Genomic DNA, 23139 nt, shown 5'->3' with positions numbered 1-23139 from the left:
TCGGATATTACCGCCATGCCCGCAGCCTTCGACGATCTCTATATCGGCCAGAGTGTTTCCATCGGCGCGGGGGTCATTTCGGAAGCGGAACTGGCGGCCTTTTGCAAATCCTACGCCCCCACCTGGGATGTCAATGACGGGGTGCCTGACGCGCTGATTTTCACCCTGTGGTCGAAGCTGGAAACCGAAGCCGCATCGCACTGGCCACAAACCAAGCGCCTGGCGGTCGACGCCCTGCGCTGGTCACGCAATCCGCCACCGGGTGAACTGCTGCGTGGCCGCCTGACCGTCATGGGCAAGGACGCGGTGGGCGACACCAAGGGCGTGGTCATCGCGCAGAATGATGTGCTCGACGAGGCGGGCCGGCTGGTCTTTTCCTGCCTGACCCGCTCGGTGTTCCAGCGCCTGCCGAAAGCGCCCGTGGAATAGCAATAAAAAAGCTCCGGACTTTCATCCGGAGCTTTTTCAGTATCACCTAAGCCGTAAAGCCTAGTTGGCGTTGGCAGCCGGCTGGGCGTTGTTGCGCTCGATCGTCATGGCGATCAGCTTGTCCCAGGCCAGCAGCGAGTTCAGGTGCGCATAGATGTGTGTCAGGGCGCCGTTGTCGCGCAGTTCGACCAGCTTGTCGCCCGTCAGTTCGGCCAGCTTCTTTTCATCGACGGCGAAGTATTCGGCGATCTTTTGCGGCTCGCCCGGCGTGCCGTCCGGGTTTTGCGGACGATACAGGGTTTCGCGGGCGGCCAGCAGGTCCAGTTCACGCAGCAGGCCGACGAAGCTTTCGGTACGGCGGCGCTCGTTTTCAAAGTCCGAGCAGAACTGCATGGCGTTCTCGACGTAAGGCGTAGCCTTGCCGCCTTCGAAGAACGGCACGTCGGGGTTCGACTTGGCCACCATGGCTGCGCCGGTATCGACGCACAGGATCATGCGCTCCTGGCCTTCGTCATTGGCGAAGACGAACGGATAGCGGCGGGCGAAGGCCGGCAGGTAGCTGTCGGACTTGAAGACGCCTTCGGCTGATACGAACACGTTCTGGCCGGCCGAAAGCCCCATCGCCGCGACGGGCATGTAGTTTTCACCGATAAAGACGATCGGGAAACTGAGCGAAGCCGCGGGGAATTCGGCCACGGTCAGCGGCACGACATTGGTTTCGGCCACGAAGCCATGCGGCGCCGGGATCGACTTGATACCCATGCCGGCGTGAGCTTCCGGACTCAGCGGCTCAGGGGATTTGTAGAAAAGGACGTTTCCGGTGAGCGTCGCATCGTTGGTTTGTTCTTGTGCCATGATCGCTTTTAGAAGGTTGGAATAAAAAGGAGCCTCGCTTCTAGCGCAACCATTTGTATCCGGCAAGCGCCGTGACGGTTTGAGGGAAACGCCCGCCGGTTTTTCAGCTTCCGGCGGGTGTTTGCTGTAAAGCAGGAAACCCCGCCACCGCTGCGCTGCGCCTGAGGGGGACCGCGCCATTCTTCATGGCGTGGGGGTGGGGTGTCTTGCTTCCTAGAAGTTATAAACCAGTCCCACGCGCAGATTACGGCCGGGATCAACCACCGCATCCTTGGTGCTGCTCGTCGCTTCACGCATCTCGACATCACCGATATTGCGCACCTCGGCGAACAGCGAGGTATCCGGCCGTATCTTGTAGGAGGTGAAGATATTGGCCGTGACATAGCCCCCGGTCGGCGTCTCGAAGGCGGCCAGGCGGTCCTTACGGGCATCGACGCCGCGCACTTCAAAGTAGGAATCCCACTTGCCGCCCTTGCTTTCCAGCTTCAGCGTCAGGGCCTGCGGCGGGATGCGGATGATCGGGCCGATGCTGGTCTGGCCGTGGACATAGTCATAGGAGACATCCAGCGCGATGGCCTGGGCGCCCAGCGTAAACAGCCTGGTGTTGGCCTCGATTTCCAGGCCATAGAGATCGGCGTCGGTCTGGACGTACTGGAAGACCGGCAGATCGTCATCCACCGCGCCTGTGGGGCGCAGGTCGATGAAATTGTCGAAATGGCTGGTATAGACATGGGCGTCGATGGCGAAGCGGTTGTCATGATCGATCACCACATGCCCGGTCAGTTCGAGCGAATAGCCGATTTCGGTGCGGAAATCCGGGTCGCCGATGATGAACTGGCTGGTGCCGGCATGCGGCCCATCGGCCAGCAGTTCGACATCGGACGGCGCGCGCTCGGACCGCGTCAGGCTGAGGCCGACAAAGCTGTGGTCCGAAGGCCGGTAGAAGCCGCCGAACGAGGCCGACAGGGTGTTGAAGTCCTTGTCGTAAGCGGTGGCTGCCGAGGTCAGTCTGGTGTCATCGACCCGCGCCCCGCCTTCCAGCCCCCAGGCGCCGTCATCATAACGATACTGGGAGAAGACGCCGGCCTGCTTGGTGGTGGTCGAGGGCACGAAGGCCTCGTCGCCAATGGCTTCGAAATCGCGCTTCAGGCCGGACAGGCCGACCGTGCCGCTCCACTTGCCCTGGCCGTCGCGGATCAGTGCGGTGCGGAATTCACTACCCTTTGACAGGAACTGTGTGCCCAGCGCGCCGTCTTCGATTTCGGCGTGGTCATAGTCGGAATAACCGGCCGAAGCATCAAGACGATTGAAGCCCGCCCAGTTGAGATTGAACGCGCCACGCGCATCCCAGCGGGTCTGGTGCAGGTCGATGGAGACGCCGGAATCGATCGCCGTGCCGTAGAGGTAATCGGTCTTCTTGTAGCTCAGGCCGACAAAGCCGAAATCACCGATATAACTGACCCCGGCTCCGACGTTTTTCATATCCTGGAAGGAGTTGTGCTGCTTCGTGCTGGTGTCGGGCGCTTCACCAGCGGCCTCGGTAAAGGCCAGGGTCTCGGCCGGCACCGGGATGCTGTAATCGGAGGTCTTGTGCTTGAAGGCATCGAAGGTGAAGACCCACGGCCCCTTCCCTGCCTTGATATCGAACGCCCCTTGCAAGCCCTGATCGACCGACGAACCTTGCAGCGCCACCGTGCCTTCATAGCCCTTTGCCGGCGCTTGCGACGGGATACGATCATCAATCACGTTGACGATGCCGCCGATGGCGTTGCCGCCGTAAGCGAGCGCCGACGGCCCGCGCAGCACTTCAATACGCTTGGCCTCGGTCGGCGATGACGGCACCGCATGATCCGGCGACAGGGCCGAGACATCGACCACCCCCATGCCGTTATTGAGCACCAGCACGCGGAAGCCATCGAGTCCGCGGATCATCGGACGGCTGGCCCCCGGCGCGAAGCTGGAGGAGCGGATGCCGGGCAGATAGGCCAGCAGGTCGCCAAGCCCCGCCGCCGGCTTCTGGTCGATCTGATCGCGCGTCAGGATATCGACATGCGACATCAACGCGTCCTTGGAAATCCGATAGCCGGAGCCGGTGATGACGACCTCGGTCGGCTGATCAGGCACAGGCTCATCGGCGTGCGCGGCCCCCGTCGCCAGCGTCAGGGCGAAAACGGACAGGCTGGCGAAAAGGGCGGATTTGGGAAACGACATGCGGACACCTCAGAATATTGCACTGCCACATTTGTTATGTAATACTATAACGTGAGTCAAGGGCCAATGTTACAATATTACATTAATTGCGCCGTTATTACGGTGCGAAATTGCGGCGATTCTTGCGCCGGACGCACCAGCCAGCGATGACAGGCTGCCAGCGGCTTGCGAAATCCCGCGAGTCCTCCTACCTTAGAATTATGAGCCAAAGTTGCGAACATACTCACGACCATGATCATGCCCGAACACCTGACGCCCGCGCGTCACGGCTTGAGGCCGCGCAATTGCTGTGCGCCGAAGCCGGTGAGCGCATGACGTCTTCAAGGCTGCGCACCTACGAACTGATCCTGGCGGCCAATGGCCCGATCAAGGCCTATGATGTCATCGACCGCTTTCACCCCGAAGGCGCGGCCAAACCGCCAACCGTCTATCGCGCCTTGTCTTTTCTTGAGCAGATGGGCCTGATCCATCGTATCGAAAGCCTGAACGCCTTCGTCGCCTGCGATACGCATGATCAGCACTCTGCTTCCGAGCACACGGCCGGTTTCCTGCTATGTGAATGTTGCGGCCAGAGCGAGGAAATCGCCATTCCCAATGTGACCGATATTGAAACCCGCGCCGCCAAGACCGGCTTCAAGGTCAATCACATCACACTGGAAGCGCGCGGCCTCTGCCAGGCCTGCCAAAGCGATCAATAATTGCGCCATAAATCTCACGCTGCGTATAATTTAAAGCGTGATCGCGTTTCTTTGAGAAACTTCTGGATATAACGGCCTTGCCACGACTCACGCGCTGATTCACACAGTCAGGTGAGATCACAATATCGCCGTTACGCGATTCGGTTTAAGGCTGACATGTCCACCACTCTGCAAATGCTCGATCAGGGCGCGCTTCGCCACATTCTGGAAGCACACGCCCTATACAAGCTGCGCAAGCCCGGCGGACGGGTCGCCAATCTGGCCTATATCGACCTGACCGACATCAAGCTGGAAGGCGTGGACCTCAGCGACGCCAACCTGACCGGTGCGCGGCTTCACGGCGCCAGCTTGCGCGACGCCAACTTTATCCGCGCCAACCTCTTCGGTTGCGACCTGCGCAATACCGACCTGCGCTTCGGCCGCCTCGACCGCGCCGACCTGCGCGGCGCCTGTCTGCGCGGGGCTAACCTGACCGCCGCCTCGTTGATCGGCGCTGACCTGCGCGAGGGTCAGATCGCCTTCAAGGACGAGAAGCAGGGCCTGCGCCTGATGAAGCACGAAAAACGGCCGGGCGAACTCGATCACGTCATCTTTAGCGGCGCCGATCTTTCCGGCGCGCGCATGACCGGCATCCTGGCGGTGGCGACCGATTTCAGCGACGCCAACCTGACCGGCGCCATCATGTCGCAGGCGACAATGCGCAAGGCCAATTTCAGCGGCGCCAACCTCACCGGGGCCGATCTCGCTGGCGCGGATGTGGCGGGAGCGGACATGACCGGCGCGATTATGGTCGACACCAAAACCGCCGGCTGCAATCTGCGCGAGGCCGACACCACCGGCGTGTTGAACGCCCCGGCCGATGTCTATATCGACGAACGCCCGCTGACCGATTTCGTCAGCCTGCATGAGGAATGGGCGAAAACAAATGGGGCCAGAGGGACGCGCCAGAGCCTGCCTGGCATCGATTTTCGCCTCGCTGGCGATATGCGCAAACGCGTCCTGACCACGCTCGATGCGGAAGGGGCCTGTTTCTTTGGGCTGGATATGAGCGGAGTCGAACTTCAGGGCGCCAACCTGGTCAATGCCGATCTGCGCCGCTGCAATCTCTCCGGGGCCGACCTGCGCGGCGTGCGCCTGATCGGCGCCAAACTGAGCCACGCCAATCTTTCAGGCGCGAATATCGGTCCGCTGGAACTGGGCGGCGGCCGCATCATGCGCAGCGATCTGTCGCGTGCCGTGCTCAATCACGCCAATCTTTCCGGCGCCGACCTGACCCGCGCCCGTATGCTGGAAATTCAGGCCGAACACGTTATCGACAAGGGCTGCAATTACATGCTCACGGAAAGAGCGTGAAGTTTGAGATTAAACTTACTCATCTTCGCCCTCCCCGTTTACGGGGAGGGGGGACCGCGAAGCGGTGGGCGGGGCCTTACTGTCTGTGGAGCGCCCCCTCCGTCGCCGACTGCGCGGCGACACCTCCCCCGTGAACAGGGGAGGCGATTCAGCTTAAAACCAACGTCGCGCTTTGAAATAGGCCAGCATCCCGATGATAATGGTGATCATCAGCGCGCATATAGCCTCAAAGGCATAGGGCTGGTGCAGGAACGGCATATGGTCGAAATTCATGCCGTAGATACTGGCGATCAGGGTCAATGGCAGGAAGATGGCCGAAACGATCGAGATCACCTTGACGATATTGTTCTGCTCGACATTGATCAGCCCCAGCGCCGCATCGAGCAGGAAGGCGATGTGGGCGGAGACATGACTCGAATGGTCGTTCAGGCTGGTCACGTCCTGGCTCATAGTGCGTAGGCGTTCATGAAATTCGCGCAGTTCCGTGGCCTTCTTCAACCCAAGCACCTGACGCTCAAGCCCGGCGGCGAAAACCGTCAGGCGCGCCAGTGACACCAGGGAGTCGCGGATCTTGGCGATATCGTTTTGCGCCGCCCCCAAACGGATCAGCACGGTTTCCAGCTTGGTTCGCCGGCGCGTGATGAAGACCTCTTTCGACAGTTCATCAATGCCGCGACTGGTCTTTTCAATCAGGTCGGCGGTGCGGTCGATGATAATATCGACCAGGTTGAGAAAGGTTGTCGGCCCATCGACACAATGCACCGGCTGCTTTTCAAGCTGATCGCCAAAAATCTTGAATGAGGCCGGATCGATATAGCGGATGGTGACCAGCCGCCCGCCGGTCAGGACAAAGGTCACCGGCCCGGATTGCAACTGCGCCAGGCCACCGAAAAAGGCCACCTGCGCCGTCATGAAAACACCGCCCTCTTCGAGATAGAGCCGGCTGGAGGTCTCGATCTCGTCCATGTCCTCGCGCGTCGGCAGCAGGACGCCGAGTTGCGCTTCCAGCTTCAGTTCTTCGTCGCGGGTGGGATTGTAGAGGTCGATCCAGGTTGTGTGCGGATCGAAATCGCCAGCCTGGGCGGCGACGTGGAAGCCTTGCGAATGAAGTGTCAGCACGCGAATATCCCTCTGGCGACCTCGAAGCTCTGTAGCTTCAAAGGAATAGAGCGTAAAGGCTTACTTCTTTTGGGTATGCTTGCGGGCCTTAGCCTTGGATGGCGACTGGGCCTTCGACTTCGCCTTGACCGACTTAGGCGCAGGCTTGATGGCGGTCTTCGCCGTGGCATGGCCGGCGGCGGCATTATCCGAATCGATCTGCGCCACCAGTTCGGCGGCCGGCTTGCCGCTGACATGGGCGGCGACGGTGACTGCCTTGCCAGAGACGTGGGATGCGGCCTTGCCATTGGCCGGGGTCAATACGCTCTTCAGGTCGGAAGGCAATTCGGTGGTATCGGCCGAAGCGATCTGCAAATAAGGACGGGCGGTGGAAGGCGCGGCTTCCGGTTGGGCGATAGTCGTAACCTTTTCACCCATTCGGACCTGCGCCGAGTCCTGATAGATAAAGCCGTAGGTCGAATAGACCGTGGTGCCGAGGTCGTTCAGCGGGCCGTACCACACCTTGACCTTCGACCAGTCGCCCTTTTCCGATACGTCCATGACGTTGACATTGTCTTCCACCTGACCGCGGCGGCCATTGATCGGCGACCAGTTGGCGTGCGTGACCTGGATGTAGCGATCGGTGATGATCTGCGAGACGACGGCGACGTGGCCGAGCTTCATTTTGCCCTGCGAGCGGAAAACGAGGACGGCGCCGGGCTTGGGCGCGGAGCCTTCTTCATAGCGGCCGGTGGCTTTTTCCCACCAGGTCCAGGCGTCGCCGAATATCTGAACACCGCTGAACTGGCGTGCGAAGGTGACACATTGGAGGTAGGCGGAACCGGCAGACGTCCTGTGGGCAGCGACCTTGACGGCAGCCGGTTTGCTGGCTTTATGGGCTTTGGTCCTGGCTTCAGCGGAGCCGGCGACACAAAGGGCAAGAAGGGCAAAGGCAATCGCCGACACGGTTTTCTGCACGCAAACACACTCGTTAACTGTTAGTCCTGTGTCTTTGCTACATCAGAAAAATTAATTTTCAAATACTTTTTCGCCCAATCCGCGTAATAGTTAACCTTCTTTAACCCACGAATACGTGATCAGTCCGTGAAGACGTTCGCCATAGTACCGCACAATCTTGCGGAACGGGCGCTCGACGAGATGGTGCGCCAGCATCGAAAGCGGAACCAGGGCAAGCAATCCGGCGAACCACCAGACGAACGGCAGGGCGGCGTGATCAGTGCCCAGCAGGCCATTGACGGCCTTGAGATAAACCCACTTCCACGGCACGTAGATCATGTAGGTGGCGAAGGAAATTTCCCCCAGATAGACCAAAATTTTGCCGGACATGGCCCCCTTGCCATCCTGCCCCAACCCGGAAATCGACAGGACCAGCAGGCCGAGCGCGATGACGGTCAGGATATCGGACTGGCCGAAGGAGGTCGAAAACACCACAGTCAGCAGGCCGATACCGGTGCCGATCAGCGCCACGCCCGGCTTGGCGACGGCGCCGGAGCGCCAGGCGAGATAAAGCGCGCTGCCATAGAGGAAGCTCGGTACGATGCGCAGGGCGCCCCACTGGAAAGTAGCATTCGTGAGATTGAAGCCGGCGAAGGCCGCGAAAGTCAGATTGACGGCTGTCAGGAAGATGATGGCGAGGGAAACGGCTACCATCGGCCGGTCACGCAAACGCCAGGCGAGAAAGGCCACGACCGGGAAGGCGAGATAGGCGAACCACTCGGCCGAGATCGACCAGGAGGGGTGGTTGAACGAGGCGGTCGGCGCCAGCCCCCAGGCCTGGGTCAGGGTAAGATGCGCCGGCAGGGCGGCCCAGTTGTCAGCATTGGCGTCGAGCGTGACGCCCTTGATGGCGGCGGCGGCGATCAGCAGCAGGGTGAACAGCAGGGTGGCGATATGCAGCGGATAGACCCGCGCCAGCCGGTGAATGACGAACTGTCCGTATTTGAAACGGCCTTCTCCGAAACCATGCAAATAGACATAGGACAGGATGAAGCCTGACAACACGAAGAACAGATCGACGCCAAGATAGCCCTTATCGATCAGGCCCAGGCTGATATTACCGCTCAGTTCGTGGATATAGGTATACATCACCACCCAGAAAGCGGCAAAAAAGCGCAAACTCGTCAGGGGTTTCAGGTGATCGTTCATGACTCCGGCCTTCCCGCTGTCCTTTCTCCGAAAAGAACAGTGTTGTCTTTAAAAATTACGCCCAAACAGGCGAACGGCTGGGTCCATGCAGGAAGTATGCCGGAGAAGATTGCAGATTCGGTAAACGGAACGCCTAAAAAGCTGCGGTCGCTGATTTTAAGGATATAACCACGAACCACACGAAACAAAAAAAAGCCCTCCGGAATACCGGAGAGCTTTTCATTTCAACAGGCGATGAAGCTTACTTCTTTACCCAGTTGCCGCTGGCGTCCTGGTAATACTCACCGGCCTTGAGCTTGGGCACGATGACATTGGCATAGGCCGAGATACCGGCGGCTTCGGCCGAAACGCCATTCTTCGCGGCGGCCTGGCCGTAGACGCTCTTGCGGCCGGCATTGATTTCGTCAACGGCGGCCTTGGTGGCGGCGTCACCGGAACCCGACACGAAGCCAAGGAAGCCGTTATTGCGTTCGCCGACCGTGCCCTTGGCCTTGGCGGCATCGACCAGCGCCTTGGAGGCCGCGACATCGGCGGCGGCAGGCATGGTCATGACGGCGCTGACGGCGACAACGGAAGAGGCCACGGCGAGGGCGGCCATAGCAGCCTTGAACAGAGAGGTCTTTTTCATAGAATTTCTCACTTTCTCACCTAGAACAGATCGGGGTTTTGCTGGATCAGCGCTTTCACGTCCTGATCAAGCTGAACCTTCACATTGACGTCAAGCTTGGCATAGATAGGCGCCAGGTTGACATTGACATTGACCGAAGGCGTGCAGGCGATGAGCAGAATTCCGCTCGCCCCCAAAGCTGCCGCCGCAATCGCTTTCTTCATAAATTGGCTCCCTTAATTCCGAGCTGTAAATACCGCTATACCATATAAACAGATATAGGCTGAACCGTGGCTGAACGAAACGGATATTTTGACTTGAAGTTTCCGGGCGTTTTACCGCATGACTGTCGGTTCAAACCGGAAGGCCGCCCATGCCGCAACCCGCTCCTGCTTCCGCGCCTGTGATCGCCCGGCGGAAGCCCAGCCTCAATATCTGGCAGTCACTGTGGCTGCGCGGCGTGCTTGTGCTGGTCCTGCTCAGCATCGCCCTGGCCGGCCACTGGTTTGACCGCAAGGGCCTGCAAGACAATACCGACGGCGTGGTGTCGTTCAGCGATGTCGTCTATTTCACCGCCATCACGGTCACCACTGTGGGCTATGGCGACATCACGCCGGTCACCGACCGCGCGCGGATGTTCGATACCTTCGTCGTCACGCCGGTCCGGCTTTTTATCTGGATAATCTTCTTCGGCACGGCCTATACTCTGGCCCTGAAGAGCACATGGGAGCAGATCCGGACCCGCATGATTCGCAAAGGCCTGAAAGATCACATTATCGTCTATGGCTACGGCTCGACCGGCGAGGCGGCGGTCGGCGAACTGCTGCGCCAGGGCGTAAAGCCGCAAGATATCGTGGTCGTCGATCACAGCGCCGACCGCATCGCTTTGGCCATAGACTGCGGCGTTACCGGCATCGAGGGCGACGCCACCTATAACGCCACCCAGGAAGCGGCCTGCATAAAGACCGCCCGCGCCGTCATGGTGGCCACCCACCGCGACGATTCCACCGTCCTGATCGTGCTCAGCGCCCGGCAGATGAACCCCGCCGTGCCGATCAGCGCCACGGTGCGCGCCACGGAAAACGAAGACCTGATCCGCCAGGCCGGTGCCGACAATATTATCAATCCGGTCAGCATGGGCGGCCATCTGCTGGCCCGCGCCTCGGAGGGCCGGCATGTCGCCGAATGTATCGCCGATCTGGCGTCTGCCGACGGTCAGGTGGTCATGCGTGAACGCGCGGTGGCGGCGGCCGAGATCGGCAAGCCGCTGAGCGCGCTCAAAACCGGCATGGGCCTGCGCATTTCCCGCAACAATCATATCCACGGCTACTGGGAACACGCCGCGCAAAGCCTGAAAGCCGGCGACATCATCGTCGAGATCGCCCGGACAAGTTCTGAATAGTTGCAGAAAGCAGAAACCCGTTCCCGTATTACAGAAGGTCTGTCATGGGCAAACTCATCCTGGGAATGAATGTCTCGCTCGACGGCTATGTCGACGATCTCGCGGGCGGGCTGGTCATGGGACCGCCAAGTCAAAAACACTTCAATTACTGGATCGAAACCATACAGGGCCTTGCCGGCAGCATTTACGGGCGGCGCATGTATGAGGTCATGCGTTACTGGGACGAGGATCACCCGGAGTGGGATGAGGCGCTTCGGACGTTTGCCATCGCCTGGCGCAAGCTGCCGAAATGGGTCGTCTCCCGCGCGCTCTCCAGCGTCGGACCGAACGCCACGCTCATTACCGGCGATATCGAAACCCAGGTCCGTGAGCTAAAGGCGCGCATCGGGGGGACAATCAGCGTTTCCGGTCCGGAACTCGCCGGCCTGATGACCCGGCTTGGCCTGATCGATGAATACCACCTCCACCTGCGTCCCTTTGTGCTGGGCCGGGGCAAGCCATTTTTCCATGAGGCCCGACCGCCCCTTCGCCTGATATCAAACGCGATGATCGACGAAGACACGGTTCATCTGGTCTACGTCCCCGCCTGACTGCGCTATGGCTGGGGCTTCTGGGCCGTGCGGACGTTAAAGGCGGTCAGATCATTGAGAATCTCATCGAGGTTGACCGGAATTTCAAGATACAGTTCGACCGGCGTCTTTGACGGCAGCTTGATCGGCTTCTGCATCCATTTACCGCTGATATAGTCAAGCAGGCTGATCTTCGCCTTTTGCGGCTGCGGCGGATCGTAATAGCCCTTGATGTGGAAATTGATATTGAGGATGCCGCCATCAATCGAGTTCAGGCGCGCATCGATCTGGTCATAGGCGACATGCTCCATCGCCTGGAAGGCCAGGTCCTGGAACGGATTGAAATTGGGGTCTGCTGCCGCGGCGGCTTCGGCATTCTGGCTGGCGATGGCGGCGGTGGCCGGCGGCGCGTCGGTCGTCACCGAACCCGTGGCCGAATTGACGCCGGTCACCGCCGTGCGCTTGATCGAAATCTGGCCCGGCGCGTCGGAATTCATCGCGCCGGCACTGACGGTGATATGACCCTGGTCGACGCCGAACGGGATGCGGCCCGACAGGTCGCCCTTGAAGGTCATGCTCGTGGCCAGGTCCGTGGCGGCGATGATCTTGCCAAAATCGAGTCCATTGAAAGTGACCACGCCGGACAGCGGCGTCTTGCCGTCGAAATAGACGTTTGTCGGTTCCAGCACCACCGGTCCGCCGGGGCTTTGCACCCGGGCGCTCTCGACCGCGACATGATCACCAAGGAACTGGACGCTGAGATTAAGATCGGTCAGCGGCACACCGAGATTCATGTTGGCGATGCTGATCTTCTGGCCGGGATCGGATTGCAATGGCGACAGTGAGGTAAAGACAACCTGCCCCTGAAGCCCCTGTGATGCGCCGGTCGCGCCGATAAAGTTGAGGCCGTCGAGCTTGAGAACGCCACCGCTGGAAGCGCCGGTCTTCGTCCAGTTGAACCCGCCATCGAAACTGGCCGGACCACTGACATCCTTACTGAAGATGGCGGCGACCAAAGGCGACAGGTAGACCGGTTGCAGGCCGGCCGGGACAAAATTCAGATCGAGCGTCTTGACCGACAGGCTGCCCGCGCCTGTAGCAATATCGCTGTTGAGATCGATGGCGGCGATGCGCAGGGGTTTGCCATCTGCGCCCTTGGTCGAGGGCGTGGCAGCGAAGAAGCGGCCAGTCGTGGCCTTGCGGTCCTGCTCGATCGCCCCATCGATCAGCAGCGGATTGAAGCGCGTCTGATCGGCCGGCACGCCATCGGTCAGGGTGGCGCCGGCGAGGTTCGCCTTGTAGCCCAGGCCATCGCCGAGGCTATAGGCCTGGAAATCGCCCTGCCCGCCATTCAGCCTGACGATGACATTGGGCGCGGTCAGGCCGAGATCGCGGTAGGCGCCGGTGGCCCGCCAGCCCTGCGGCGTATAGACAAGGAACGACTTGCCGGTTTGCACGATCGTGCCCGACAGCCCGGTCAGTTGGTCGCCGATCTGGGCCGAGGCCGCCGTGAAGTTGGCCGTATCCGCCAGGGTGACGTTGAAGCCGCCGCCCGGCAGGGTATTGAAGCGGCCGTGACCGTCGATCTTCGCGCCTTGCAGAGGATCGAAATCGAACTGCGCCGCCAGGGTATAACCGCCGGACAGAATGCCCGTATTATCTATCGCCAGGCCATCAAGCCCCAGCGCCACTTGCGGCAGGCCGTCGCCGGTCAGCGCGATACCCGCCGCGCCGGATTGGCCGCTGCCGATCAGGGGCTTCGAGCCGTGCGGCACCAGGGTCGCCTTGCCGCCGCCATTCAGCGCCGCTTCAGCGCCTTGCACACGAAGCGCCATCTGCGCCGGCGTATCGGCGTCACCGTGCAGATTCAGGCTCAGGCCCTTGACGCGCAACGCAAACCGCTGGAAGGCCTGGTCGAGTGTGATAATGGCATCGGCGGGCAGGGGATCAGGCGCACCGGGGATCGGCGGTTTGCCGGCGGCTTCGGCGCGGGCGGCGACGCGTTCCTTCGCCATCGGGGCCAACCCGCTGTAGCGTCCGCGTTCGGAGCGGATATCGCTCTTTATAGTGACGCCCCACGGCCCGGCATCGGCGCCGGCCTGCGCGCCCCCCTTGAGCGACAGGCTGGTCTGATCGAGCGACAAATCCGCGCCTTGTGCCAGATGACCGATCGTCATGCCGCCGGCGAAGGTCGCCTTGGCGCCATCGGCGTCGGAAGCCATCGACAATTCGGAGAGATTGAGACGCGCGGCCTGAACGACCAGATCGCCCTGCTTGAAGTGGCCCGCCTCGCCGGTCATCGGCCCATTGAGATTGAAGGCCAGGCCGGTTTCGCTGGAGAAGCCGGTATTAAGCGTCAGATCATCGCCGGCAATGTGCAAGCCCTCGGCCTGCATATCGCCGGAGGTCAGGTCCTTCACGCTCGTATTGACCCGCGCCTGACCGGAATAGGCCATGCCCTTCTCATTGGTCTTGAGCGCGCCATCGAGACGCAGGCTGTTTTCAAAACCGCTGGCGCGTGTACCGGCACTGACCACTTCGTCGCCAGTCAGGGTAAGCGTCGCGTCGGTGGCGCCGCTGAAGGCCTCGTACATCGACTTCGAATGGCGATACGGCAGGTGGCTGTCGAGATCGAGCACGACATTCTGCGCATGGAAACGCTGTTCCTCGGCGCCGATGGTCTCGACGAGATTACCACCGCCCTTGACGGTCCAGTTGTCTCCGACCAGATGCGCCTTGACCTGCAACTGGTCGCCATTTTTACCGGTATTTACCGAGCGCGCGGTGACACGGCCTTCGCGCAGATCGCCCGTGCCCAGCGTACCGGTCAGGTGCGTGGCCGGCAGTTTCAGGTCGAGCTGGGTGAGCAGGCCATTGCGCAGGCTCAAACCGCCATGGCCTTTCAGCAGGCCATAGTCACTGGCGAGGCTGACATCCGCATCCTCGACGACGATCTCTTCCGGCGGCGGCGCATTGGAAGGCTTGGCCGAAAGCGCATCCTGCACGATCTTGTCGAGCGAACCGAATTTCAGCTTGCCGTCCCTGATCGAAATGGCGACGACCGGCTTGACCACATGCAGGGTTTTCACCCGCGCCAGCGGCAGGCCATTGCCGGCGAAAGGCGTCAGGGCGTAATCGACATCGAAGCGCCCGACCGACATTTCCGGTTTTTTGGCATCGCCGATCAGCACGCTGCCCGTGGCATGACTGAGCGACAGCTTGTCAATGGTCACATGGGCGGTGACGCCCTGCCCTTTCAGCCAGCTTTCGGCGACCGATTCCGCGATAACCTTGCGACCCGCCACCCCGACGATACCGAGCGCGGTCACGCCGCACAGCGTAATCCACAGCCAGCTCGCGGCGCGAAAATTTCCCCCAGAACCGTTCCCGGCCCCCCCGCCTTTTCCTGACGGCCGGCGCCCCGGCAGGCCGATATCATCTTCAGAAGGAGGCGCACCATCAACCCCCGTCGGACGCGAAAAGCTCTCTCCGGTGCTCATATGCGCCGGAAACCACAGGGCTTCATCAGACAGGGAGGCTTGGCTCATCAATCGATCTTATACGGTTCTGCGCAATTCGGTAGCGGGATTTGAGCCGGCATTATGACGCATACCTCTTAAAAAGTGTGGATATAATCGATTTTCTTTTCGCACTTTAGGGTCTGTTTTAGCCGAAATTCCGGCACAAACCCCATTGACTGTGTATTTTGTGGCGCAAAATCGATTTGTGCTATTTTTTCGCACATTATGAAGCGGTTATCCACAAACCGCCCCGCCGCCCGTCATAAAAGGTTAACGCGTTAAGACCTCGTTAATTTCTTTTAAGCAGGATTTTAAGGATAACAAGGTAATGCCTTCTGCGGGCAGGGTCGGCTGATGAGGTAAAATTGCCTCATTTTCGCCTTTTTTTGGCGTAAGCAGAACCTTCCACTGTTTTGAGACTCAAGGCATATTGTGCGCTTGTACGAGTCTTAACCTGCCGCTTGACCGCCTGATTGCGGTTTTAAGCAAAGCTACACTGAGACTGCCGGCGCCTGACGATCAGGCCGGCGCCCCACGCTTAAACAGGACGAATTCGCGTATCCATGGCCCAACTCGACCCCCGCCGGCAACCTGTCAGACTGACGCCAATGATCTTCGCATTGGCGACCGCACTGACGATCGGCACCCTGTTGTGGAAGGTCGTCCAGCCGATGAACGGCGCGGTGCAGCCTATGGACCCGGCCGCCGCTATGGCGCTGGAAACCCGCGCCTTCGCCGAAGCCGCCGCGCGCCCCGGTTACGAGCAGCCGGTCGATGTGCCGGTCTCCCTGCGGTCCGGCGAAACCCTGGCCAGCGCCATCATCCGCCTGGGCGTGGCCCCGGATGAAGCCAAGGCCGCCGTCAGCCTGCTGTCCAAATCGTTCAACATCACCGATATCAAGGCCGGCCTGACGCTGGAAGCCGCCATCGCCAAGCCGACCGAAGGCACAGGTCCGGCGCAGCTTCTCGGCCTCACCGTCCGCACCGGCCCGGCCAAGCAACTGACGCTCACCACCTCGCGCGACGGCCAGATGCGCCTGCGCGCGCTGGAAGAGGCCGTGCGTGACGAGCGCCGGGTCGCCATCGGCACCATCAGCGGTTCGCTATTTACCTCCGCCGCCACCATGGGCGCCACGCCCACCCTGACCGCCCAGGTCGTCAAGCTGTTCGCCCACAAGCTCGATTTCGAGCGCGATATCCAGTCCGGCGATACCTTCAAGCTGGTGTTTGATCGTAAGGTCACCGAAAGCGGCCGCACGGTCGAGGCGGGCAACCTGCTCTATGCCGAGATCGAGGCCAAGGGCGGCGTCGATCGCTTCTATTCGTTCACGCCGAAAGGCGCCAGTTCCATCGAATATTACGATGAAACCGGCAAGAGCATCAAAGGCTTCCTGCTGGCGACACCGATCTACGGCGCTCGCACCTCATCGGGCTTCGGAATGCGTTTCCACCCGATTATCGGCTTCATGAAGATGCACACCGGCATCGATTTCGCCGCGCCTTCCGGTACGCCGATTCAGGCCGCCGGCGATGGCGTGGTGATGGATGCCAAGTGGTGGGGCGGCTATGGCCGCTGGGTCCGCATCGCCCACAATAAGGAATGGGAAACCGGCTACGGCCATATGTCAGCCATCGCTGTCAAACCGGGCCAGCATGTAACGCAGGGCCAGATTATCGGTTATGTCGGCACGACCGGCCGCTCGACCGGTCCACACCTGCATTTCGAGGTCTGGCAGAACCATCATCCGATCGATCCGAAGGGCGCCAAGGTGCCGCAGTCGAATACTCTGGCCGGCGCCGATCTGACCGCTTTCCGCGCCCGCAAGCACGAGATTGACACCATGATCGCCCAAGCCGAGGCCAGCCCCACCGGCGCTGTCGCCAATGCCGATACGACCAATGGCTACCGTTTCGACATGAATACCGATACCGCACAGCCGCAGGCCCTGGCCCAGACCGAGCCGAGCACACTGCGCAATGGCGGCCGTCCACTGCGTTCCGCCATCACCACCACGCGCGGCACGCGGTAAAAGCTGTTTGTTTTGCCCCCCTGACTTGTTCGGGGAGGGGGACCGCACAACACCGCGAAGCGGTCAGATGCGGTGGTGGGGTATCTTACTTTTCGTTACTCTAATTTATCCGCTTTCCACAACGCCGGAAACAGCTTGATCCAGGCGCCGGTGACAATCAGCGAACCGATGCCGCCGAAAAGCGCCGCATTGACCGGTCCCATCAGGCGGGCCATCACGCCGGTCTCGAACTCACCCAGTTCATTCGACGCGCCGATGAACAGATAGGACACCGAAGCGACGCGTCCGCGCATATGATTGGGCGTCACGATCTGCACCAGCGTGCCGCGCACATAAACGCTGATCATATCCGCCGCCCCCAGCACGATCATGGCGGCGATCGACACCCAGATCATTTCAGAGACCCCAAACGCGATGGTCGAAATACCAAAAACGGCCACCCCGCCGAACATCCAGGGGCCAGCGTTACGCCGGATCGGCGACCACGACAGAATGAACGACGTGATGATGGCGCCGATGGCCGGCGACGCGCGCAGAATGCCGAAAGCCTCCGGCCCGGCATGGAGGATATCCTTGACATATATGGGCATGAGCGCGATCGCGCCACCGAGCAGAACAGCGAACAGATCAAGCGATATGGCGCCCAGGATCACCTTGTTGGACCAAATATAGGCCATGCCTTCCTTCAGCATGGTCATTTTCGAACCCGATGGCGCATCGGGCGCCGTGGGCGTTTTGATGGTCAGGATCAGCACGGCTGCGATCAGGCAGAGCATGGCGCAGAAGCCATAAGCGAAACGCGGGGAAAACCCGACCAGCACGCCGCCGAGCGCCGGGCCGACAATCAGTCCGGTCTGAAAGGCCATCGAATTGACGGCGATCGCCTTGGGCAGGATATGCTTGGGCACCAGCATCGGGCCAATCGCCGAACTGGCCGGCGCACTGAAGGCCCGGCAGGCGCCCAGTACGGCGCTGAGCGCGAACAACCCCCAGAAAGGCGGATGCGGCAGGAAAGAATAGGCGAAGAAGCCCAGCGACAACAGAAATTGCGCAATCAGCACCAGACTGACAATCTTCTTGCGGTCATGGCGATCGGCGACGATCCCCGCCGGCAGGGTGAAGGCGAACAGGGTGATGAATTGCGCCAGGCCGATCAGGCCGACATAAAGCGCCGATTCGGCCACACCTTGCGTGCGCCGGGCAATTTCATAGACCTGCCAGGCGATGGCCGCGCTCTGCGCCGAGGTGCCGAGAACACCGGCAAGGCGCGAGATCCAGAAGGCACGGAAATCAGGAATTTGCAGGGGATGACGGTTGTCTTCCTGCAATGGCGGCAGGTTAATGACGGGCGGTTCGGCGGGCGTGGTCACGGCAGGGCCTTATGAAGAATACAATCCAGACTGATATTTTGAGTCTTCCCCCGGAGTCTAAACGGACTTAGAGGAAAGGCATGGCAAATGCACCAAAAAACCTTGACGTCGTTCACTTAACACAGGCACTGATTTCACGGCCCTCCGTTACCCCGGCCGATGCCGGCGCCATGGATACCGTGCAGCATATGCTGGAGGATTTGGGGTTCACCTGCCACCGGCTGAAATTCGGCGACATTGAAAATCTTTATGCCCGGCGCGGCACCACCTCGCCCAATCTCTGCTTCGCCGGCCACACCGATGTGGTGCCGACCGGCGTGCGCAATCTGTGGCGCTACGATCCCTTCGGCGCCGAAATCCATGATGGCGCGGTGATCGGACGTGGCGCGGTCGATATGAAAGGGGGGATCGCCGCCTGGATCGCCGCCGTCTCCCGTCACGCCGATCAGGCCGGTTCGCTGTCCTTCCTGATCACCGGCGATGAGGAAGGCGTGGCGACGGACGGCACAATCCGCGTGGTGCAATGGCTGAAAGCGCAGAGCGAGGTCATCGACCACTGCATCGTCGGCGAACCGTCGTCTTCGGCGCAACTGGGCGACATGATCAAGGTCGGCCGGCGCGGTTCGGTCAACGCCACCTTCACGATAACCGGCAGGCAGGGCCACGTCGCCTATCCGCATCGGGCGCTCAATCCGCTGCCGGTTCTGGTCGATCTGCTGGCGGCGCTGAAAGCCCGCGTACTCGATGACGGTTACGATCAGTTCCCACCGTCGAACCTGGAAATCACCACCATCGACACCGGCAATACGACGACCAATATCATCCCGCAGGACGCCCGCGCCCGCATCAATATCCGCTTCAATCCGGCGCATACAGGCGCGGCGCTCAAGGCGTGGTTCGAGCAACTGGCTGCTGATTTCACCGCAAAAACCGGCGCGCGGGTCGAGGTGCAAACGACCATTTCCGGCGAGGCCTTCCTGACCGAGGCCGGGCCATTCGTCGACCTGATCGCCGGGGTTATCAAGGATCGGTTGGGACTGGAAACCGACCGCTCGACCACCGGCGGCACGTCTGACGCCCGCTTTATCCGCGCCCTCTGCCCGGTGGTCGAATTCGGCCTCGTGGGGCAAACCATGCACCAGATCAACGAGTGCGTACCGGTCGCCGATCTCGAAGCCCTGACCGATACCTATTCGGCCTTGATCGAGGCGTATTTCTCGAAATTCGGTTCGGCCTCATAGGTGACGTGAGTCAGATATAACCCCTGCGCCGGCGCGACCTGCCCGCAGGCGGCGCGATTCGCCGCCGCCAGGGCTTCGGCCATATAGCCGACGGGATAACGGCCGGCGCCGATATCGACCAGGGTGCCGACCATCGAGCGGACCTGCCGGTGCAGGAAGGAGCGCGCCGCGAAGACGCAATGAACCTCCTCGCCAAAGCGCTTTACCCGGGCAATATCGAGCGTCCGCACCGGCGAATTGGCCTGACAGCCGATAAAGCGGAAGGTGGTAAAATCATGATGGCCGATCAGCGCCTGCGCCGCCTCTGCCATGACCGCGACATCGAGCGGTTTCTTGACATGCCAGACGCGTCCCTTATCGATCGCCGGCGGCGCTTCGCGATTGAGGATGCGGTAGAGATACATGCGGCCGGTGGCGGAAAAGCGCGCCGAAAAATCATCGGCGCATATGTCCGCCGCCAATATCGAGACCGGTTGCGGCATCAGCCAGGCATTCATGGCGTCGCGCACCACCCTGGGCGGGAAATCCTTTTCCAGATCGAAAGTTACGACCTGTCCGGTGGCGTGGACGCCGGTATCGGTACGCCCCGCCGTCGTGAGGCGCAGGCGCTGCCCGCTGAGTTTAAAGATCGCCTCTTCCAGCGCTGTCTGGACACTGGGCTGACCAGCCTGGGCCTGAAAGCCGTTGAACGGCCGGCCGTCATATTCGACGAGGAGTTTATATCGCGGCATCAGAGCAAAATATCGCCGGGTTCGAGCGCGGCGCCATTGAGAAAATCGGCCGCATCCTGCGCCGCCTTACCCTCGCGCTGCACGCGCAACAATTCGACGACACCCTCGCCCGTGGCGATTTTCAGGCCGCCGAGCAGACGGGTGCCGGGCGTTTCACCGGTGGCTTCGTCCGTCACGCGCGACATCAGAATTTTCAGACGCTGCTCACCTTTCGGGGTTTGCAGGATAGCCCAGGCGCCGGGAAACGGCGACAAGCCACGGATATGGAAATCGAGGTCTCGCGCTGGGCGGTTCCAGTTGACACGCGCTTCTTCAGATGTGATTTTTTTGGCGTAGGTCGGTTCGCCCACCTGTTCATGTCCGGCCGCACCGCCGCGTTCGATGGCAGCCAGAGCGACCGGCAAAAGCGACGCCCCTAACGATGCCAGCTTGTCATGCAGGGTTTGCGCGGTATCTTCCGGCGTGATTTCCTCGCGGCCCGTGAGGATGATCGCGCCTTCGTCCAGCCCCTCGCTCATGCGCATGACCTCGACGCCGGTATGGCTGTCACCGGCCATGATGGCGCGCTGGATGGGCGCCGCGCCACGCCAGCGCGGCAACAGCGAGGCGTGCAGGTTGAAACAACCAAGAGGCGGATGGTCGAGCACTTCCTTTTTGAGGATTTGTCCGTAGGCGACGACGATACAGGCATCGATATCGAGCGCCTGGAACTCAGCGATGGCTTCCGGCGCCTTCATCGACTTCGGCGTGCGGACCTCGATGCCAAGGCTTTGCGCGAAACTGTGAACCGGCGACGGACTCAATACCTGACCGCGGCCTTTCGGCGCCGGTGGCTGGGAATAGACGCACACGATCTCATGCCCGCTGGCCACCAGTTCGGCCAGGGCTTTGACAGCGAATTCGGGCGTGCCCATGAAAGCAAGACGCATAAAGAAAAACCTCACAGCTAATGCGGCGAGGTCTAATCCTTAAAGGCGGAGGGAGCAAGGGTTTAGGCCGCGTTACGCGTCAGCTTCTTGACCTTCATCACCGCCCGGTCGCGTTTCAGTTTCGACAGATGATCGATAAACAGAACGCCTTCAAGATGGTCCAGCTCGTGCTGAATACAGACGGCGTAAAGGCCATGGGCCTCTTCTTCGACTTGCTCACCCTGATAGTTCAGATAGCGGATCTTCACATGGGCCGGACGCTGCACCTCGTCATAGATTTCCGGCACCGACAGACAACCTTCTTCATAAGGCAGGGTGTCTTCCGACTTCCAGATAATCTCCGGATTGACGAAATAGCGCGGGTTCTTGACGCCCTCGGCGTCTTCCTCAGCGCCTTCGGGTTTTTCCTGCAAATCCATGACGATCACCCGGATAGGTTCACCGATCTGTATGGCGGCCAGGCCAATGCCCGGCGCGTCGTACATCGTTTCCAGCATGTCATCCATCAGGGCGCGCAGGGCGTCGTCAACCCTGTCGACGGGCTTGGATATCTGCTTCAGGAGCGGGTTCGGGACAGTAATGATTTCACGTATAGCCATGAGCGTGATGTAATATTTACGAGATAAAAAATCAAGCTAGAGCCGGTCTTCCTCAACCGATTGCAACGATTTCAGCTTGTTAGCTGCCTTCGGCTGGGCTTCGATTGCCGTCAGGTCAGGCAAGGGCTTGCCCTGGTGCTCGACCTGCAAATCCTCAAACCGCCGCGCCTGGGTCAAAACCTTGGTTTCCAGCGAACCAATGAAAGCATTGTATTTTTCGACGGCCCGGCCAAGCGCGCCGCCCAGGCCATGCACGTGGTCCCCCATCACCGACAGGCGGGCATAAAGTTCACGGCCAAGATCAGCGATATGCGAGGCATTCTTCATCTGGTCCTCGACCCGCCAGCCATAGGCCACGGCCTTGCACAGGGCAAACAGGGTGGTCGGCGTGACGATGATGACCTTCTTGTCCATCGCCTCGTTCATCAGTTGCGGCATCCGATCGAGCGCCGCCGCCAGGAAGCCGTCGCCCGGAATGAACAGGGCGACGAAATCGGGTGACTGATCCTTGAACTGATCCCAATAGGCCTTACCAGCCAGATCGCGGACATGGGCGCGCAAGGCCTGCGTATGACGCTGCAAGGCCGCCTCGCGCGCCTCATCATCGAGCGCATCCATCGAATCGAGGAAAGCGGTCAGGTTGACCTTGGAATCGATGACAAACACGCCGTTCGACTTGTCGCCCGGCATCCGCACCACCACGTCCGGACGGCGGCGGCCTTCGTCGGTATCGAGATTATGCTGCTCGATGAAATCAAAGCGCGTCAAGCCCGCCGCCTGCAAGACATTGCGCAGGGTTTCCTCACCCCACCGCCCCTGCACACCCGCGCCGCGGCGCAGGGAATTGGCCAGTTTCTGCGTCACCTCACGGGTCTGGTCCGAGGCGGTCAGCAATTGCTTGATCTGCTGTTCCAGTTCACCGCTGTTCTTCGAGCGCGCCTCTTCCATCGCCTTCACCTGGGCCTCGAACCGTGTCAGGGTTTCGGACACCGGCTTGAGACTCGAATTCATCCGCTCCAGAGCCAGCTTTTCGCGTGCCACAAAGGATTCCTCGGCGCGTTTCAACAGCGAATCCGACGACGCCTGCATGGCCTGGTGCGACACCAGTTGAAACTGCTCGCTCATGGCGGCTTTCGCATCTTCCAGATTGCGCGATCGCTCCTTTGCGCCGGAAAGTTCCGCGGTCACGTCGGTCAGGCGATCCGACAGGTCTTCATTGCGGGCGCGCAAGCGTTTGGTCTCTGCAAGAGTCAAAAACCACGCGCCGGCAAACACGGCAGCGACAACCAAAACGATCAGCAGACTCACAGTCGACATGTTCATGCTATGT

At 60.7% G+C, this 23139-nt stretch carries 20 protein-coding genes; 7 read left to right on the top strand and 13 right to left on the bottom strand.

Translation table 11 applies throughout. The features are described from left to right. The first annotated feature begins 15 nt into the window (after positions 1-15). Positions 16-429 carry an acyl dehydratase gene (locus VL130_RS07370; RefSeq protein ID WP_325362104.1) on the top strand — a complete coding sequence of 138 codons (414 nt, stop codon included), beginning with the start codon at positions 16-18 and terminating at the stop codon, positions 427-429. 60 nt (positions 430-489) lie between these two features. Here VL130_RS07370 and VL130_RS07365 read toward each other — a convergent pair whose 3' ends face one another. Both VL130_RS07365 and VL130_RS07360 read right to left on the bottom strand, forming a co-directional pair. Continuing rightward, on the bottom strand, positions 490-1284 hold the full coding sequence (locus VL130_RS07365; protein WP_325362103.1) for a SapC family protein: 795 nt from the start codon (positions 1282-1284) through the stop codon (positions 490-492). A gap of 213 nt (positions 1285-1497) precedes the next feature. Beyond that, complete coding sequence (locus tag VL130_RS07360) at positions 1498-3495, bottom strand: TonB-dependent receptor (protein WP_325362102.1); 1998 nt, start codon at positions 3493-3495, stop codon at positions 1498-1500. A 200-nt stretch (positions 3496-3695) separates the two neighbouring features. On the opposite strand from VL130_RS07360, the gene VL130_RS07355 reads away from it, so the two are divergent. Beyond that, positions 3696-4193, top strand: coding sequence for a Fur family transcriptional regulator (locus VL130_RS07355; protein ID WP_325362100.1), 498 nt, complete (start codon positions 3696-3698; stop codon positions 4191-4193). A gap of 156 nt (positions 4194-4349) precedes the next feature. Then, positions 4350-5546: a pentapeptide repeat-containing protein gene (locus tag VL130_RS07350; RefSeq protein WP_325362099.1), complete on the top strand. Its 1197-nt coding sequence runs from the start codon at positions 4350-4352 to the stop codon at positions 5544-5546. Positions 5547-5699: 153 nt separating this feature from the next. Here VL130_RS07350 and VL130_RS07345 read toward each other — a convergent pair whose 3' ends face one another. The 5 genes from VL130_RS07345 to VL130_RS07325 all read right to left on the bottom strand — a co-directional run bounded on the left by VL130_RS07345 (position 5700) and on the right by VL130_RS07325 (position 9641). Next, positions 5700-6665 carry a magnesium transporter CorA family protein gene (locus tag VL130_RS07345; RefSeq protein ID WP_325362098.1) on the bottom strand — a complete coding sequence of 322 codons (966 nt, stop codon included), beginning with the start codon at positions 6663-6665 and terminating at the stop codon, positions 5700-5702. 60 nt (positions 6666-6725) lie between these two features. Then, entirely contained in the window at positions 6726-7622 is an 897-nt protein-coding gene (locus VL130_RS07340) for a CHAP domain-containing protein (RefSeq protein ID WP_325362097.1), read from the bottom strand. 90 nt (positions 7623-7712) lie between these two features. After that, on the bottom strand, positions 7713-8810 hold the full coding sequence (locus tag VL130_RS07335) for an acyltransferase (protein ID WP_325362095.1): 1098 nt from the start codon (positions 8808-8810) through the stop codon (positions 7713-7715). Between the two features lie 241 nt (positions 8811-9051). Then, positions 9052-9438, bottom strand: coding sequence for a YdbL family protein (locus VL130_RS07330; RefSeq protein ID WP_325362094.1), 387 nt, complete (start codon positions 9436-9438; stop codon positions 9052-9054). A gap of 20 nt (positions 9439-9458) precedes the next feature. Continuing rightward, positions 9459-9641 (bottom strand): YnbE family lipoprotein, encoded by a 183-nt coding sequence (locus VL130_RS07325; protein ID WP_325362093.1) that lies wholly within the window; start codon positions 9639-9641, stop codon positions 9459-9461. A 149-nt stretch (positions 9642-9790) separates the two neighbouring features. Between VL130_RS07325 and VL130_RS07320 the strand changes: the two genes are divergently transcribed. Next, a complete protein-coding gene (locus VL130_RS07320; RefSeq protein WP_325362092.1) occupies positions 9791-10819 on the top strand; it encodes a potassium channel family protein in 1029 nt (342 codons plus the stop codon). Positions 10820-10863: 44 nt separating this feature from the next. After that, positions 10864-11409, top strand: a complete 546-nt coding sequence (locus VL130_RS07315) for a dihydrofolate reductase family protein (protein WP_325362090.1) — start codon at positions 10864-10866, stop codon at positions 11407-11409. 5 nt (positions 11410-11414) lie between these two features. Here the strand turns inward: VL130_RS07315 and VL130_RS07310 are convergent, their stop codons facing one another. Further along, the gene (locus VL130_RS07310) at positions 11415-14936 is read right to left on the bottom strand and encodes an intermembrane phospholipid transport protein YdbH family protein (RefSeq protein WP_325362089.1); all 3522 of its coding nucleotides are present in this window, start codon (positions 14934-14936) and stop codon (positions 11415-11417) included. 536 nt (positions 14937-15472) lie between these two features. On the opposite strand from VL130_RS07310, the gene VL130_RS07305 reads away from it, so the two are divergent. Next, the gene (locus VL130_RS07305; RefSeq protein ID WP_325362088.1) at positions 15473-16939 is read left to right on the top strand and encodes a M23 family metallopeptidase; all 1467 of its coding nucleotides are present in this window, start codon (positions 15473-15475) and stop codon (positions 16937-16939) included. A gap of 95 nt (positions 16940-17034) precedes the next feature. On the opposite strand, the gene VL130_RS07300 is transcribed toward VL130_RS07305, so the two are convergent. Continuing rightward, positions 17035-18309, bottom strand: a complete 1275-nt coding sequence (locus VL130_RS07300; RefSeq protein WP_325362087.1) for an MFS transporter — start codon at positions 18307-18309, stop codon at positions 17035-17037. Between the two features lie 80 nt (positions 18310-18389). Between VL130_RS07300 and dapE the strand changes: the two genes are divergently transcribed. Continuing rightward, positions 18390-19550, top strand: a complete 1161-nt coding sequence (gene dapE, locus VL130_RS07295) for a succinyl-diaminopimelate desuccinylase (protein ID WP_325362086.1) — start codon at positions 18390-18392, stop codon at positions 19548-19550. Here the strand turns inward: dapE and truA are convergent. The 4 genes from truA to rmuC form a co-directional block, all read right to left on the bottom strand. Next, complete coding sequence (gene truA / locus VL130_RS07290) at positions 19499-20281, bottom strand: tRNA pseudouridine(38-40) synthase TruA (protein WP_325362085.1); 783 nt, start codon at positions 20279-20281, stop codon at positions 19499-19501. The genes dapE and truA overlap by 52 nt on opposite strands. Then, a complete protein-coding gene (gene fmt, locus VL130_RS07285; RefSeq protein WP_325362084.1) occupies positions 20281-21210 on the bottom strand; it encodes a methionyl-tRNA formyltransferase in 930 nt (309 codons plus the stop codon). The genes truA and fmt overlap by 1 nt, the downstream gene beginning before the upstream one ends. A 62-nt stretch (positions 21211-21272) precedes the next feature. Beyond that, complete coding sequence (def, locus tag VL130_RS07280; protein WP_325362083.1) at positions 21273-21809, bottom strand: peptide deformylase; 537 nt, start codon at positions 21807-21809, stop codon at positions 21273-21275. Between the two features lie 36 nt (positions 21810-21845). Next, positions 21846-23132 (bottom strand): DNA recombination protein RmuC, encoded by a 1287-nt coding sequence (rmuC, locus tag VL130_RS07275; RefSeq protein ID WP_325362082.1) that lies wholly within the window; start codon positions 23130-23132, stop codon positions 21846-21848. Between the last annotated feature and the right edge of the window lie 7 nt (positions 23133-23139).

It is taken from the genome of Asticcacaulis sp., assembly GCF_035497195.1.
Classification (GTDB): domain Bacteria; phylum Pseudomonadota; class Alphaproteobacteria; order Caulobacterales; family Caulobacteraceae; genus Asticcacaulis.
This window is presented reverse-complemented; position numbering and strand designations above follow the sequence as displayed.

Coding starts and splice junctions, on each gene's coding strand:
- VL130_RS07315 (WP_325362090.1), top strand. CDS start 10,864: ATGGGCAAACTCATCCTGGGAATGAATGTCTCGCTCGACGGCTATGTC.
- VL130_RS07370 (WP_325362104.1), top strand. CDS start 16: ATGCCCGCAGCCTTCGACGATCTCTATATCGGCCAGAGTGTTTCCATC.
- VL130_RS07310 (WP_325362089.1), bottom strand. CDS start 14,936: ATGAGCCAAGCCTCCCTGTCTGATGAAGCCCTGTGGTTTCCGGCGCAT.
- fmt (WP_325362084.1), bottom strand. CDS start 21,210: ATGCGTCTTGCTTTCATGGGCACGCCCGAATTCGCTGTCAAAGCCCTG.
- VL130_RS07360 (WP_325362102.1), bottom strand. CDS start 3,495: ATGTCGTTTCCCAAATCCGCCCTTTTCGCCAGCCTGTCCGTTTTCGCC.
- VL130_RS07350 (WP_325362099.1), top strand. CDS start 4,350: ATGTCCACCACTCTGCAAATGCTCGATCAGGGCGCGCTTCGCCACATT.
- def (WP_325362083.1), bottom strand. CDS start 21,809: ATGGCTATACGTGAAATCATTACTGTCCCGAACCCGCTCCTGAAGCAG.
- VL130_RS07365 (WP_325362103.1), bottom strand. CDS start 1,284: ATGGCACAAGAACAAACCAACGATGCGACGCTCACCGGAAACGTCCTT.
- VL130_RS07355 (WP_325362100.1), top strand. CDS start 3,696: ATGAGCCAAAGTTGCGAACATACTCACGACCATGATCATGCCCGAACA.
- VL130_RS07330 (WP_325362094.1), bottom strand. CDS start 9,438: ATGAAAAAGACCTCTCTGTTCAAGGCTGCTATGGCCGCCCTCGCCGTG.
- VL130_RS07320 (WP_325362092.1), top strand. CDS start 9,791: ATGCCGCAACCCGCTCCTGCTTCCGCGCCTGTGATCGCCCGGCGGAAG.
- VL130_RS07335 (WP_325362095.1), bottom strand. CDS start 8,810: ATGAACGATCACCTGAAACCCCTGACGAGTTTGCGCTTTTTTGCCGCT.
- VL130_RS07325 (WP_325362093.1), bottom strand. CDS start 9,641: ATGAAGAAAGCGATTGCGGCGGCAGCTTTGGGGGCGAGCGGAATTCTG.
- VL130_RS07305 (WP_325362088.1), top strand. CDS start 15,473: ATGGCCCAACTCGACCCCCGCCGGCAACCTGTCAGACTGACGCCAATG.
- dapE (WP_325362086.1), top strand. CDS start 18,390: ATGGCAAATGCACCAAAAAACCTTGACGTCGTTCACTTAACACAGGCA.
- truA (WP_325362085.1), bottom strand. CDS start 20,281: ATGCCGCGATATAAACTCCTCGTCGAATATGACGGCCGGCCGTTCAAC.
- rmuC (WP_325362082.1), bottom strand. CDS start 23,132: ATGAACATGTCGACTGTGAGTCTGCTGATCGTTTTGGTTGTCGCTGCC.